The sequence below is a fragment of the Streptosporangium subroseum genome (assembly GCF_900188345.1).
In the GTDB taxonomy this organism is placed as follows: domain Bacteria; phylum Actinomycetota; class Actinomycetes; order Streptosporangiales; family Streptosporangiaceae; genus Streptosporangium; species Streptosporangium subroseum.
Map to the genome: position 1 here is coordinate 1 of NZ_FZOD01000075.1, position 13,940 is coordinate 13,940.

Below are 13,940 nucleotides of genomic sequence, written 5' to 3' on the forward strand. Positions count from 1 at the left end.
TCGACTACCGAGACCAGCTCTGGCCCGATCTCCGGGAGGCCGAGGAGATCCTCAGCGTGCTGGCCTGCTCGGCCGACATATTGTTCGTCCGGCAGAGCGAGCTGGACCTGGTCAAGCCGGCGCTCAACGGCGACCGGGAGGTCATCGTGATGCGCGGTGCCCGAGGGGCGAGCGTCCGGGTGGACGGCGTCCGCCACGACGCCGCCAGCCCCTCCACACCCGTGGTCGACCCCAACGGCTCCGGGGACGCCTTTGTCGCGGGCTATCTCAGCGCGCTGCTGGAGCACCTGCACCCGGCGGACAGGCTGCGCAGGGGCGGCCTGCTGGCGGCATTCGCGGCCTCCGGGCCCAGCGACTGGCAGGGCCTGCCCATGAGGGCGGAGCTGCCGCTGTTGGAGCTCGAAGCCTAGGGCTCCCCTGAGGGCCGAGCCGCCACTGCTGGACCTCGAAGCCCAGGGCTGTGAGGGCCGCCACCGCTGGACCTTGAGATCCAGGGCTCCCCGGCTAGGGCTCCTTCGCCTCGCCGAGGGTCATGGAGAGGTGGGAGACCGTGCTGGTCATCAGGGCGCGCTTGGGCAGGCCGAGCTCGCTCAGCTCCTTGGCGACGGAGTGGTTGCCCAGGCGGATCAGCGCGCCTCCGGGGCGCATGCGAACCCCGCGAGAGGATATCGACCAGGGAATGCGGCGGGTGACGCCGTCCTGATGGCTGTAGGCGTCAAGGACGGACGCCATGCCGTTGCCGGGCACCGGGGTGCCGGGTTTGATCAGCAGGTCCAGCACCAGCCGGCCGTCCTTGCGGACGATGCACCGTTTGTAGGGCGACGACAGGCGCAGGTCGATGTCGGCGAGCTCCTTGGGCAGGCCCCAGATCGTACGGCCCGCCTCCAGGGTGAAGCCCTGGTCGACCGGGAGCCAGTGGATGAACGCTCCGGCGCCGAGCCTGTGCAGCTCCCACAGGCTCGCGCGCAGGCCCCTGCGGGGCGCCGGATCAGCGCCGGGCGGCCGGATCAGGAAGGCGACGCCGAACTCGTGGTAGGAGCCCAGGTCGCCGTCGGTGTAGTCGGCGAACACCAGCGTGCACAGGGCCTTGCCGGGCAGCACCTCGGCGGCGTCCAGCCTCGAATAGGCGATCACGGCCCGTGCCGCGTCGGCCCGGACCAGATAGGAGGCACTGCAGACCGCGGCGTCCCTGATGCGCACCGGCATAGCGATCTCGCGCCCCTGGATCAGATGGCGTGCCATGTCTCCAGTACACCAATCTCCGGTCTCCACGTCACTGGTGCGGAAGTAATCCTTCCCGGACGAAGCGGGCAGGAGGGGTCAGACCACCAGGGCGCGACGGTGGGCGCGCGCGGGGGCGGCGCTCGCCGTCGCCCACTCCTCCAGTCGCCCGACGAACGCGCCCGAGTGGTCAGGCCAGTTGTAGTGGGACAGGGCTTCCGCGTAGCCGCGGGCCCCCATCGCCGAGGCCTCCTCGGGGTCGTCCCGCAGCGCCAGTACGGCCTGCAGCGTCGCGTCCACGTCCCCGAAGGGTACGACGGTCCCGCAGCGGGCCCGGTCGATCATCGAGGCGGCCGTGGGGAGAGGCGTGGTGATCACGGGGATCCCCCTGGCCATGTATTCGATGACCTTGGTCGGCATCGACTGCCGGTAGTTGGGCACGTCATGCAGAAGCGACAGTCCGGCGATCGCCTTCTCGGCCATCCGCAGCGCGTGCTTGTTGGGCACGTAGCCGTACCAGTCGAGCAGGCCCTCCCGCTGCGCGTCCCTCAGCAGCGGCCGGATCTCGGCGTCGGCGGCGCCGATCAGGTCCAGCCTGATCCCGTACGGGACGAGCCGCCTGGCCAGCTCGATCAGCTCGATCGCCCCCCTGGCCTGGGAGAGGTGGCCCACGTAGACCACCCGGTTCTGGCCGGACGGCGAAGGCAGCCGAGGGGGCACGTAGGTGGTGTTGAGCACGATCGGATGGGTCTGGGCGAATCGCTCCTGGTAGGCCTCCTCGGCCAGGATCAGGTGCAGGCGGCGCTCCGCGCGGGCCTCGATCCGGCGGACCAGCGACGGCAGGATCCGCCGGAGGTACTCGGGGAGGTACGGCTTGGCCTCCAGCGCGGCGGCCGTGTCCTCGTGCACGTCCCACACCGTGGCGGGACGGCGCCTGGGGAGCCGGAACAGCAGCTCGATGTCATGGACGATCAGCAGGTCGGCACCCTCCACCCCGCGCTTGAGAGCCTTGCGGGCGGCCTTCAGCGCGCGCCGGCGGCGACGTCCGACCGCACGGGGAACGTCGATCGGCCGGATCCGGGGATCGGGCGTGACGTTGCAGTCGGTGAAGGGCGCTACATAGGTGATCTCGTGTCCCGCCTCGAGGAGCGACCGGATCTGCCGATGCATGATCCGGGCGTCTTCGGGGTGATGGACAATTGTGCCGACACATACCCGCATACACCGATGCTGCGCGTCTCTTCCGTCATCACCGGATGTGTTGCGTTAATTACCGGGTAACTGAGGCTGAACTCTCCCTGGCGGCGGGCTCGTCCGGCGGCTTGGGAACGGCCTCCGCCGACGCCGACGGCCGGCGGTAGAGCCAGACCAGGCGGGGTTCGAGCAGCCACTTGAAGAGCGTGCGGGTCTCCGGCAGGCACAGGACGATGACCAGGGCCAGCGCGCTCGACGCGATCGCCATCACGCCCAGCGGGCCGTGCAGCCAGGGGAAGCTCAGCCAGTGCTGGTCCTTGGCGATGAGCACGATGACGCCGTGGAGCAGATAGGCGTAGAGCGTTCGGGTGCCGAGGTCGGAGAACCAGGTCTCCCTCCGGGGAATCACCGCGAGCACGGCGAACGTCATGATCATCCCCGCGACCAGCATGGCGCCGCGTACGCCGAGACCCATCCACCAGGACATGTCCATGCCCTTGAAGCTGTAGCGGTAGTAGACCGGGGCGAGCTTGACGTGAGGGGCGATGAAGATCGCCACCCCCGCCGCCCCGACGAGGACGACCCCGCCCAGGATCCTGACCCAGATCGGCTTGAGCAGGTCGAAGTGCTCCGGCCTGAGCAGCAGGCCGAGCACGTAGAACGGGAGCAGGCCGAAGAAGCGGTCGATGCTGAAGTCGCCGCCGATCTCCGAGAAGCCCGCCATCATGTAGATGATCACCGCGATCAGCAGCGGCTGCCGCATCCGGGTCCAGATGGGCGTGGAGATCCGCCAGAGGACCAGGGCCAGCAGATACCAGTTCAGCCAGGCCGGGTCGATGATCGTCAGGGTCCACTTCTGACCCAGTCCGTAGCGGAGCAGCGCGTAGCCGATCTCGACGACCGCGTACGGGATCAGCAGGGTGTCGACCAGTTTGTTGATCTTGGCGTTGGAGTTCCAGAAGTTGCGGCCGAGGTAGCCGCTGACCAGCACGAACGCCGGCATGTGGAACATGTAGATGAAGATGTACGCCGACTTCGCCGAGTGCGCGCTCAGGGTGGGCACCAGCGAGTGCCCGGTCGCGACCAGGGCGATCAGCACGAACTTCACGTTGTCGAGATACGGGTCGCGCTTCTTCTTGACCGGGGGAGCGGGGGGCTCCTCTGCCTGCTCCCGCTCGCGCTCGGCCCGCCACTCCCGCATCGCCTCGCGCTCGGGGTCGGAGGACCGGCTCCAGAACGAGGGCTCGGCGCTCTGCCGGCCGCTGCTCTCCCAGTAGGAGAAGGGCCGGTCCGCCGGGGCCGGCGGCGCCTCCAGGGGAGGCAGCAGGGCCTCCCGGGGCTGCGGGAGCGGACGGCGGGACGGCGGCGCCTCGGGGGAGACGCGAGGCGAGGGGGGCGCGCCCTCCGGGGCGCCTTCCTCGCGCCACGGGGACTCCCGCCGGTTCGGCCCGGTCGACTCGGGAGCCCACGCGGTTTCGTGGGTGCCCTGGGAGTCTCGCGATTCCGGGGGTTCCCGCCACGCCAGGGGCTCCAGGGGTGCGGAGGCGCGGAGCGGATCCGGGGAGCCGTAGGGGCGGCCCCGCTGGGGCTCGTGCGCCTGGTCCTGCCGCGGTTCGCGGGAGCCGTCCGGCGCGTCCGGCGGCTCCTGGTAGGCGGGGTAGCCCCACGCGGTGACCTCGCCGGGGTCCTCTTCCTCCGGCGCGTGCCCGCGCTCCTGCCGCCCGGAGGCGTACGGCTGGGCCGGTGGCTCCGGCCAGGAGGGCTGGGACGCCGGAGGCCGCCACGAGCGCTCAGGCGTCGGCTGCGGGGCGGGGGTCCGGCCCTGCCCGCCGGTCGGCCTACCGGTGTCGGCGTCGGGGACGCCGTCGTCCTGAGGGGCCGGTGTCGGGAAAGAAGGGCGGATGTCACTCACGGGGGAAACGCTCAGCCATCTGTCGGAGACCGGGAAGGAGTCGGCACGCTAGCGCGAAGGCGGCGGGGCATGGGGGCGAGTATGGGCTCGCCTCGCCGACCTGACCACCCTAAACCGATGATGAGCTCTCTGTCGCACGAGTACGCCGAGTTTCAAGGGGTTCTCGGTGAATCGTGACTGTCGGGAACCTGTCGAAGTCATGTCGCGGGTCGCCGACCTGCGAGGGAGCCGAGGGGGTCACCGCGCCGGCCGTGAGCCGGTGAGGGGGGCATGTCGCCGGTCGTCGGCTGAGGCGGGAGAACGAACGCCGGGCAGGCACCGTGGAGCCGTTCGTGAGTCGGCGCGGATGCCATGGAGCCGTTCGTGAGCCGGGGCGCCGGGATCGGACGGCGAGGTTCGCCGCCTGATCCCGGCGCCCTCGCCGCTCGATCGGCCGTCGTCGCCAGGACCTACTGGCAGGGGTCGGTCTTGTTGTCGACGACCTGGTCCTTGAGAGAGTCCGGGATCTTGGTGGGGACCCGGACGCCCGGCCAGTCGGCGCCGATGACCAGCTGGAGGATCGGGCCGGTGGTGGGCGGCTTGGCGATCGGCGTGGGCGGCACGTAGGCCTCCGTGCTGATCGGCTTCACCTTGCCGGCGACCGGGGCGCGCTTCTCACCGGAGAGCCTGGCGGCCAGGGTGTCTCCGTAGGCGGGGCCCTCGGTGTCCTTCTTGGCATACCTGAGCGTGGTGGTGGGCACGTTGCCGGCCACCGGGCGGGCGTTGCCGACGTTGGTCACGACGAAGCCCTGGGCGGTCAGCTTGTCGGCCACCTCCTTGGCCCTGCCCGGCGTGTCGGTGCCGTTGAAGACCTGGACCCGGACCTGCTCGTTCTTGACGGTCGGCTTGGCGGGCCCGGTGGGGGCGGCGGTGGGGAGCACCTCGGTGTCGCTGCGGATCGCCTCGAACAGCTCGTTCGCGGCGGGCTGCCTCCAGACGACCCGGTTCTTGTCGTCGGGGTCCGCGCCCCACGGGACGGTGATGAACTTGACGCCGCTCGCGGTCAGCGCCTTGGCGCTCTGCGCGATCTTGACCAGGGTCTGGGTGTCGTTGGCCAGCGCCTTGTCCATCCGGACCGACTTCGAGGCGGCCCCGATGAAGGAGAAGAGCTTGCCGGGGTCGGTGAGCAGCGCGCTGCTGGTCGCCTTGTCCACCACCTTGCTGAGGAAGACCTGCTGGCGCTTGATCCGCTGGATGTCGCTGCCGTCGCCGTAGTCGCGCAGCCGTACGTATCCCAGGGCCTCCTCGCCCTTGAGGTTGTGCCAGCCGGCGGAGAGGGTGAGCTTGGCCTTCTTGCTGTTCACCGGCTCCTTCAGGCAGATCCGGACGCCGTCGAGGGCGTCCACGATGTTCTTGAAGCCGGTGAAGTCGACCTCGACGAAGTGGTCGATGGGGATCTGGGTGAGGGACTCGAGCGTGTCGATCGTGCAGGTGATGCCGCCCTCGTTGTAGGCGGCGTTGATCATCTCGTGCCTCGCGGCGACCGGGGCGCCGGCCTCGCTCTTGCACGCGGGCATGTCCACCACGGAGTCGCGGGGGAAGCTGATGAGCGTCGCCTTGTCGCGGTTCGGCGAGATGTGCATGAGGATGATCGTGTCGGTTCGCTTGCCCGCGTTGAGCATCTTCTGGCCGTACTGCAGGTTGTCGCCCTCGCGGGTGTCGGAGCCGACCAGCAGCACGTTGATGGCCCCGGTCTCGTTCACCGGGCGGTTCGCGCTGAGCTTGCCGCTGAGGTCGATCGTGTTGAAGCCGGCGAGGGTGTTCCGGTAGAGCGTGTAGCCGCCGAGGGTGCCGAGCACCATGACGCCGGTCACCGCGATGCTGACCCAGCCGCCCACGCCCAGCCCGCTCTTGCGGCCCTGCGGCGGCGCACCGTTCGGAGGGAGATTCTCCGGAGGCGGTCCTCCGTCATCGCCCGCACGCCGGGAAGCCCGGCGGCCCGGTTCGGCCCCGCGGTCCTTTGCTCCGGCATGCCGGTGGTCGCTCATGCGATCCCCTCGCTTCGCGGCAACGTCCGGCGCTGTTCCAGGTCGTTCATCGCGCCCAAAGAGTAGGTCACGAGACGCGCGCCGACAGCTGCCATGACATGAATTTGCTCAAGACCGTCCCCTGACCGCCGCCATGCTGAACTGGCGGCCAGCATACTCAAATACGGACATTTCTTGGAATATTACGGAAATTAGGTTTACCCGCAACCAAGGCCGCAGCCAGGCACGCGGCCGGCACGGCCGGCAGGACGTATCGATAGTCGAACTCCGCGACCGCAGGAGGCATCACCAGCAACACCACCGCCGTCGTCCACGGCAGCACCCACGCCGTGGACTCCGGGCGGAACCGCCGGACGGCCGCGGCGATCGGCGGGATGAGCAGGATCACCAGCACCGCCGTTCCGGGTAGCCGAACGATGTCCTGATAGGTACGCATCCAGCCCGCGTAGGGTTCGACGATCCGGGTGGTGATCGGACCCCGCTCGTAGCGCCGGGCGGACTCGGCGCCTTCCGTGGCCGGGTAGCGGCCCGGCGGGGCAGGTGGTCTGTCCGGGAACTCGTAGTAGTCGTAGACCTCCTGGTCCGGATAGACCGGACGGCCCCAGGTGAACGACCGGACCAGCTCCGAGGCGACCGATCCCAGATAGTCCAGCGGCTGGCTCCGGATGGCCAGCGACGCGAACTGCCCGGCCATGGTGTCGGTCGTCCCGGTGAAGGTGATGCCGGGCAGCTTGACCAGCGGCGAGTCCTGGCTCCAGACGTACTCCTGCGCGGGAGGCCGTAGCGCGGGCGGCCGGGGGTCGCAGAGCACGGCCAGGTCCGGCGGCGGCTTCATCACCGCGCAGTCGGCGAAGGTCATCGTCTTGGAATAGAGGAAGACGCCGTTGGCTCCCACGATGCCGACCCGCTGATAGGTCGCGTAGAACCAGGCCCCGTATCCCAGGATCGGCAGCGTCGCCGCGACCAGCATCACCCCGGCGGGCATCAGCACCCTGGCCGTGAACACCCGGCCCCGCTCCCGGTAGAGCATCCAGGCCGCGAAGAGCGCGATCATCGGCAGCCCGACGGTCCGGGTCAGGGTCGCCGCCGCGAGCAGCAGCCCGATCCCGCACGCCGTACGCCACCCGGCGGTCTGCCGCACGCCCAGGCAGACCGCCGACATGACCAGAACGGCGAACAGGGTGTCGGAGACCAGCAGGTGCTCCAGTTCGATCTGGTAGGCGTCCAGCAAGGGGGGAACGGACGCTCCCACCGCGGCCCAGCCGGGCGCGCCCAGCCGCCGGGCGGTGAGATAGACGAGCACGCCGACCAGCAGCCCCAGCAGGTGCTGGACCAGCGTGACAAAGGCGAAACTGTGAAACGGTTCGAGGAGCCGCAGGAACATCGAGTATCCGGCCGGGCGGACCAGGTCGGGGCGGGGCCTCAGCGCGGTGACGATGTAGGTGTAGGAGTCGGGAAACCAGAGCGCGGGCCGGTAACCGAGCATGGTGATCACCCGCAGGACGGCTCCGAGGCCCAGAACACCCAGGAAAAAACGGTGCCGCCGCACCCACCCCACCAATCTCCACCCCCTTCGAATGCTGCGCGTACGCTACCGGTTTTCGCCACGCCGCCGCGCAGCCGCATGCGTGTGCCACCGTCGCTTCGGCCTGCCACTACGCTCGGGGCACGCCATGAGGACCGGTCGGCTGGATCACACGCGCAGACCTTCGGCGGGCACGGTGCTCGCCGTGGTCTCGGTCGTGCCCGCACTCGGGCTGGCGGGCTGGCTGCTGGCAGGGCTGCCGCTGCTGCTGCTCGGCTGGTTCCGGCCGATCGCCGCGATCCCGCTGGGCCTGCTGGTCGCCGCGCTCCTGTGCCGGTACGGCCTGCGCCGCCTGCCGAAGACGGTCGAGGCGACCGCCCGGCAGACGGCGGCGGTGATCGCCGTGGCCCTGGCCTCGGGCATCTTCAACGGCCTGTTCCACAGCGAGCAACTGATCATCCGCCGCGACCCCTCCACGTACGCCCAGTACGCCCTCTGGCTGGCCGGCCACGGCTCGCTGCCGATCCCCTTCCAGGAGGCGGCCTTCGGCGGTGGCGATCTGGCGCTGCACTTCGACAGCATGGGCCTGTACGACTTCGGCGGCGCGATCGTGCCGCAGTTCATGCCGGGGTCACCCATGATCGACGCGGTGGGCGTCTGGCTGGGCGGCATCCCGGGGCTCGTGCTGGTGCCACCGCTGCTGGGAGCGCTGGCCGTGCTCGTTTTCGCGGGGGTCGTCGCCCGCCTGGTCGGCGCGCGCTGGGCACCTCTGGCCGCGCTGGTCTTCGCGGTCAGCCTCCCGATCCTCTACACCTCGCGGACCACCTTCAGCGAGATCCCGTCCCTGATCCTGCTCTTCGGCGGCCTGGCCCTGCTGCTCGACGCCCAGGCCAGGCTCCGTTCCGGCGTCACCGGCCTCGGCGTCCCGCCGATCCGTCCCCCGGGAGCGGAACCGATTGGTCCCTTGGGAGCGGAGCAGACCGTTCCCTCCGGAGCGGAACCGATCGGTCCCTCGGGAATTGAATCGACCGGCCTCTCGGGGGCGGAACAGACCGGTTCCTTGGGAGCGGAATCGACCGGCCACTCCGGAGTCGAACTGATCGATCCCTCCGGAACGGAACCGGTCGGCCTCCCGGGAGAGGAGCCGGGCAGGGTCCGTCCGGCACGGTCCGACGCCGTGATCGGCGCGGTCCTGGCGGGTCTGGTGTTCGGGCTGGCCGTCCTGGTCAGGATCGACGGGCTGCGCGACGTGCTTCCCGTGTTCGTCTACGCCGGGCTGCTGATCGCCCTGCGCCGGGTCGGAGCCCGGGACGAGGGACGTCTCGGCGTTCCGCTGCTCTGCGGGCTGGCCGCGGGGACCGCTCTGGGGTTCGCGGCCGCCTACCTGCTCTCCAGGCCGTACCTGGACTATCTGTCGGGCTCCCTCAAGCCGCTGCTGGCGATCTGCGGCGCGGTCCTGCTCCTCACCCTGGTCGCCGCGGTCCTCGCGCCGCGAATCGCCGTGGTCCTCCGGCGGGCCGCCGGGATCCGGCGGCTGCCCGAGATCGCCGGCGGCCTGGTCGTGCTGGTCATGGTGGCCTTCGCGGTCCGGCCATGGCTGCAGACCGTCACCCGGCAGCCCACCACGCAAGAGGATCAGCTGAACTACGAGTTCATCGAGAAGACCCAGCAGGTGAACGGGCTGCCGATGAACGGTGCCCGGCTGTACTACGAGGAGTCCCTCTCCTGGGTGATCTGGTACGTCGGGATCCCCGTGGTGATCCTGGCCACGCTGGCGGCGGCCGTGCTCACGCGCAGGCTGGTCAGGAGGGGTGAGTTCGGCTGGCTGCTGCCGCTGGCCATCATCGGCTGGACCACCTTCACCACGCTCTACCGCCCGGCGATCACCCCCGACCAGCCGTGGGCCTCCCGGCGCCTGGTCCCGATCGTCATCCCCGGCCTGATCCTGCTCGCCGTCTGGGGCCTGCGCTGGGCGCGGGACAAGGCGCGCAGATCGGGGTACGGCCTGACCCCCCAGAAGGGCATCGTCGCCTTCGGCGCGGCGCTGCTTCTGATCCCCGCGGCGCTCACCTCCGGTGGGACGGCGTTCACCCCGATCGAGCGCGGCGAGCGCGCGGCGGTCGAGGGGATGTGCGCGGCCCTTCCTGCCCGGGCCTCGGTGCTGATCGTGGAGCGGGTCACGGGTGACCGGCTCACCCAGGTCGTCCGGGGCACCTGCGACCTTCCCACCGCCCGGGCCGCCATCCCCCTAAAGGCCGACGTCTCCCTCGGGCTCACCGTCAACCGCCTGATCGAGCGCATCCGCACCACCGGCCGCGTCCCGGTCCTGCTCGCCGCCAAGGCCGACCAGCTCTCCGCCTACGGCAGACCCGTCCAGATCATGAGTCTCAGCACCCGTCAGGACGAGCGCTCCCTCGTCGACCCCCCCAACGGCACCTGGTCCCTGGGCGTCAACGTCTGGATGGCCGTTCTGTAGTCGCCCGGACCTGGCCGAAAGAGAGATTCTTCTGCCGATGTGACCACTTGAGGGGGACGATCGCCACATGAGTGAGCCGTTGTCCAATGACCACACGGTAGGTGTACGTGACCTCAGCCATGGCACCGGCCAGGTTCTCTCGCGGGTCAAGGCAGGCGAGACGCTGATCATCACGGAGCGGGGCGAGCCCATTGCCGTGGTCATTCCGCTACGCCAGCCGAGGACGGCCATGCCCGCTGTGGGTTACGCGACGAGCGGGGATCCCACGTGGGCGTCCCATGCGGACGAGAACCTCGGCGGATTCGGCGAATGATCATCGTGGACACCGGGCGACCCTGGCCACGGAGCCGGTGTCCCACCGAGTGGCGTCAGGCAGTGAGTTGACCGGGAACCGCCAAGATCGACATAGTCGGGTTCATGCGCTTGAACCCCGAGGTTTCCGAAGCAGAACATCTGTCCTCTGGGGACTCGGGGCGGCGGTCCCGGAGCCGGACATGGGCCGGTGCCCGTCGCGCGCTGCCGGCCGGTGTGATGGTCGTCGCGGTGGCACTCGGAGCGACCGGGGCCGCGGCGGCCGAGGCCGAAGGCCGCCATGTCCGTCAGGGCCTCATCCAGGTGTCCCCGCCTCCGGCGGGTCCCTGGCCCCAAGACGGAGTGTTCGACATCTATCTCTGTATGAACGGCGACATCCTGAACAACTGCCGCAACCGGACGATCACACCGAAGCAGAAACGAACCATTGAGGCGAGGCTGCGGGCGATGCCCGAGGTGGCGGAGGTGAGGTTCGAATCCCAGAAGAAGGCGTATGCGAACTTCCGGAAGCAGAACCCCGACAACAAGGCTTTGCTCTCGGCCCTCCAGGTCGACGACATGCCGGAGTCGTTCAAGGGCAGGCTTCATCGGCGGGCCGACATCGTGCCGATCCGCTCCACCTTCGAGAAGATGGCCGGCGTTTCCAATGTCTTCACCTTGGGGGGTTCCTTCTGGGAGGGCAAAGCCGACGTCGAGATCACGTTGTGCGGGCCGGGGGAGGCGTCCGGCACCTGTGATGGGCACGATGGCGCCACCCCGTGGGACAAGGAGAGAATCGAGGCCAGGCTGGGAACCGTGGAGGGAGTCGAAAAGGTTTACTTCGAGGATTCCGAGCATGCCGCGAAGGTGTTCTCGTTCTGGTGGATGCGCAAGGCATCTGACCCTCAGGGGTTCCCCGAGTCCTACTACGTCAAGCTCGCCGATCCGGGTGACGCCCAGGTGCTGATCGACACGGTCAAGGTGATGTCGGGCGTCAGCTCTGCCAGGATTGTGGACGACGGTTGGTAGGTGCGGGACCTGCCCGGGGAGGTGAAGTGCGTTCGGCCTCCGGCTGGGCAGAGTATCCTCGCCCGACGTGAGCATGCCCGAGACGCCCGAGAGTGGATCAGCTGTGGACGCAACACCGTACGTGACCATCGTCCTGCCGTGTTACAACGAGCAGGACCACGTCATCGCCGAGGTCGAGCGCATCTGCGAGGCCATGGACCACAGCGGATACACCTACGAACTCGTGGCGGTCGACGACTTCTCCACCGACCAGACCCTGGCCAAGCTGCAGGAGGCCGAGCCGCGGTTCCCGAACATGCGGGTCCGGGCGTTCCACCGCAACGGCGGGTCCGGAACGGTGCGCAGGATCGGCACGCAGGAGGCGCGCGGCGAGATCGTCGTGTGGACCGACGCCGACATGACGTATCCGAACGAGCGCATCCCCGAGCTCATCCAGATCCTGGAGAAGGACCCGGCGATCGACCAGGTCGTGGGCGCGCGGACCACCGAGGAGGGCTCGCACAAGCTCCTCCGGGTTCCGGCGAAGTGGTTCATCCGCAAGGTGGCCGAGCGGCTGGCCGGGCAGAAGATCCCCGACCTCAACAGCGGGCTGCGGGCGTTCCGCAAGTCGGTCGCCAAGCCGTACCTGCGGCTGCTGCCGCCCGGGTTCTCCTGCGTCACGACGATCACGCTGTCGTTCCTGTCGAACCAGCACGACGTCTACTACCTGCCGATCGGCTACAGCAAGCGGGCGGGCACGTCGAAGTTCAGCTTCATCTCCGACGCCTACCGTTACATCCTGCAGGTGCTGCGGATGGTCATGTACTTCAACCCGCTCAAGGTCCTCATGCCGCCCGCGCTCTGGCTGGTCGGCATCGGCCTGGTCAAGGGTGTCGTCGACATCTTCCGCTACGGGTTCTACCTGACCAGCAACACCATCGTGATCTTCCTGTCCGGCCTGCTCATCGGCTCGCTGGCGCTGCTGGCCGACCTCATCGTGCGGTCCAGGAGCGAGTAGATGCGGATCGTGGTCGTCGGGCCGACCTATCCCTACAAGGGTGGCGGCGCCGCGCACACCACCGAGCTGGCGCACCGTCTGCGGGCCGCCGGGCACGACGTGGTGATCGAGTCGTGGCGGGCGCAGTACCCCTCCTTTCTCTATCCCGGGCAGCAGACCGTCGACACCCCCGACGGCGAGCCGTTCCCGCACGTCCGGCGCGACCTCGACTGGCGTCGCCCGGACGGTTGGGTCCGCTGCGGCCGGCGGCTCAGGAGCGCCGATCTGGTGATTTTCGCGGTGCTCAGCCCCGTGCAGGTCCCGCCCTACCTGGGCATCCTGTACGGCCTGCGCCGCCGGACCAAGGTCGTGGCGCTCTGCCACAACGTCCTGCCGCACGAGTCCAAGCCGTACGACGCGCCGCTGATGAAGGCGCTGCTGCGCCGGGCGGACGTGGTGCTTGTCCACTCCGAGCGGCAGGCCGTGCTGGCCCGCGAGCTGACGCCCGCTCCCGTGCGGACCGCGGAGATGGCGCCGCACCTCCCGCCCCGGGCCGACGAACACAAGCCGGGGGAGCACGGGCCTGGGGAACGGCATCCCGGAGAGCCTGAGTCCGGGGAGCAGGGCTTCGGGGAGCGCGGCCCCGTGCACGACCGGCTGCTGTTCTTCGGCCTCGTCCGGCCGTACAAGGGGCTGGACCTGCTGATCCGCGCGCTGCCCGAGGGTGTGTCGCTGCGGGTGGCGGGGGAGTTCTGGGGTGGCCTGGACGAGACGAAGGCCCTGGTCGCCGAGCTCGGCCTGACCGATCGGGTGGAGCTGCGCCCCGGCTACGTGGCCGCGGCGGACGTGCCGGGGCTGTTCGCGGACGTGGACGCGCTGGTCCTGCCCTACAGGAGCGGGACGGCCAGCCAGCAGGTGTGGTTCGGCCACGAGCACGGGGTGCCGGTGATCGCCACCCGGGTCGGCACGCTCGGCGACCACGTCACCGACGGGGTGGACGGGCTGCTGGTCGAGCCCGGCTCGGTGGAGGCGCTGCGCGCGGCGCTGGACGGGTTCTACCGTCCAGGCGAGCCCGAGCGGCTCCGCGCCGGGGTCAAGGCCGTCGACCCCGAGCCCTACTGGGCCTCCTACCTCGAGGCGCTGGTCTCACCCTGACGCCCGGCCTGGGCGTTATCCGGCGGTGGGGTCCCGGGGCACCGGTATTCTTGGGCTTCGCTGTGCAACAGGGTGCAGTAACAGGCGTCACCGCGCATGACAGTGCGTTGATGGGCGTCGCCGTGCGTCAAGGT

At 69.6% G+C, this 13,940-nt stretch carries 11 protein-coding genes; 6 read left to right on the plus strand and 5 right to left on the minus strand.

What is annotated here, in order from left to right; genetic code table 11:
* Positions 1–410: carbohydrate kinase family protein (locus tag CHC08_RS41080; RefSeq protein ID WP_245878887.1), on the plus strand; the 410-nt coding region annotated here is incomplete at its 5' end.
* Between the two features lie 94 nt (positions 411–504).
* Here CHC08_RS41080 and CHC08_RS41085 read toward each other — a convergent pair.
* From CHC08_RS41085 to CHC08_RS41105, 5 genes are all read right to left on the minus strand, one after another.
* The gene (locus CHC08_RS41085) at positions 505–1,242 is read right to left on the minus strand and encodes an acetoacetate decarboxylase family protein (RefSeq protein WP_089212804.1); all 738 of its coding nucleotides are present in this window, start codon (positions 1,240–1,242) and stop codon (positions 505–507) included.
* A gap of 78 nt (positions 1,243–1,320) precedes the next feature.
* Positions 1,321–2,391: a glycosyltransferase family 4 protein gene (locus tag CHC08_RS41090; protein WP_338055730.1), complete on the minus strand. Its 1,071-nt coding sequence runs from the start codon at positions 2,389–2,391 to the stop codon at positions 1,321–1,323.
* Between the two features lie 100 nt (positions 2,392–2,491).
* The gene (locus CHC08_RS41095; protein WP_089212806.1) at positions 2,492–4,327 is read right to left on the minus strand and encodes an acyltransferase family protein; all 1,836 of its coding nucleotides are present in this window, start codon (positions 4,325–4,327) and stop codon (positions 2,492–2,494) included.
* A gap of 449 nt (positions 4,328–4,776) precedes the next feature.
* Complete coding sequence (locus CHC08_RS41100) at positions 4,777–6,354, minus strand: LCP family protein (protein ID WP_089212807.1); 1,578 nt, start codon at positions 6,352–6,354, stop codon at positions 4,777–4,779.
* Positions 6,355–6,511: 157 nt separating this feature from the next.
* Entirely contained in the window at positions 6,512–7,903 is a 1,392-nt protein-coding gene (locus CHC08_RS41105; protein ID WP_245878888.1) for a hypothetical protein, read from the minus strand.
* A gap of 124 nt (positions 7,904–8,027) precedes the next feature.
* Between CHC08_RS41105 and CHC08_RS50140 the strand changes: the two genes are divergently transcribed.
* The 5 genes from CHC08_RS50140 (at position 8,028) to CHC08_RS41135 (ending at position 13,806) form a co-directional block, all read left to right on the plus strand.
* Positions 8,028–10,355, plus strand: a complete 2,328-nt coding sequence (locus CHC08_RS50140; protein ID WP_179282506.1) for a hypothetical protein — start codon at positions 8,028–8,030, stop codon at positions 10,353–10,355.
* 67 nt (positions 10,356–10,422) lie between these two features.
* Positions 10,423–10,668, plus strand: a complete 246-nt coding sequence (locus tag CHC08_RS41120; protein ID WP_089212809.1) for a type II toxin-antitoxin system Phd/YefM family antitoxin — start codon at positions 10,423–10,425, stop codon at positions 10,666–10,668.
* A gap of 230 nt (positions 10,669–10,898) precedes the next feature.
* The gene (locus tag CHC08_RS41125) at positions 10,899–11,675 is read left to right on the plus strand and encodes a permease-like cell division protein FtsX (RefSeq protein WP_143653564.1); all 777 of its coding nucleotides are present in this window, start codon (positions 10,899–10,901) and stop codon (positions 11,673–11,675) included.
* A gap of 73 nt (positions 11,676–11,748) precedes the next feature.
* Entirely contained in the window at positions 11,749–12,672 is a 924-nt protein-coding gene (locus CHC08_RS41130) for a glycosyltransferase family 2 protein (protein WP_089212811.1), read from the plus strand.
* Complete coding sequence (locus CHC08_RS41135; protein ID WP_089212812.1) at positions 12,673–13,806, plus strand: glycosyltransferase family 4 protein; 1,134 nt, start codon at positions 12,673–12,675, stop codon at positions 13,804–13,806.
* The last annotated feature ends 134 nt before the right edge of the window (positions 13,807–13,940 follow it).

Bases quoted from the DNA above. Each gene is read 5' to 3' on its own strand.
- CHC08_RS41085 (WP_089212804.1), bottom strand. From the start codon at position 1,242: ATGGCACGCCATCTGATCCAGGGGCGCGAGATCGCTATGCCGGTGCGC.
- CHC08_RS41090 (WP_338055730.1), bottom strand. From the start codon at position 2,391: ATGCATCGGCAGATCCGGTCGCTCCTCGAGGCGGGACACGAGATCACC.
- CHC08_RS41100 (WP_089212807.1), bottom strand. From the start codon at position 6,354: ATGAGCGACCACCGGCATGCCGGAGCAAAGGACCGCGGGGCCGAACCG.
- CHC08_RS50140 (WP_179282506.1), top strand. From the start codon at position 8,028: ATGAGGACCGGTCGGCTGGATCACACGCGCAGACCTTCGGCGGGCACG.
- CHC08_RS41120 (WP_089212809.1), top strand. From the start codon at position 10,423: ATGAGTGAGCCGTTGTCCAATGACCACACGGTAGGTGTACGTGACCTC.
- CHC08_RS41130 (WP_089212811.1), top strand. From the start codon at position 11,749: ATGCCCGAGACGCCCGAGAGTGGATCAGCTGTGGACGCAACACCGTAC.
- CHC08_RS41135 (WP_089212812.1), top strand. From the start codon at position 12,673: ATGCGGATCGTGGTCGTCGGGCCGACCTATCCCTACAAGGGTGGCGGC.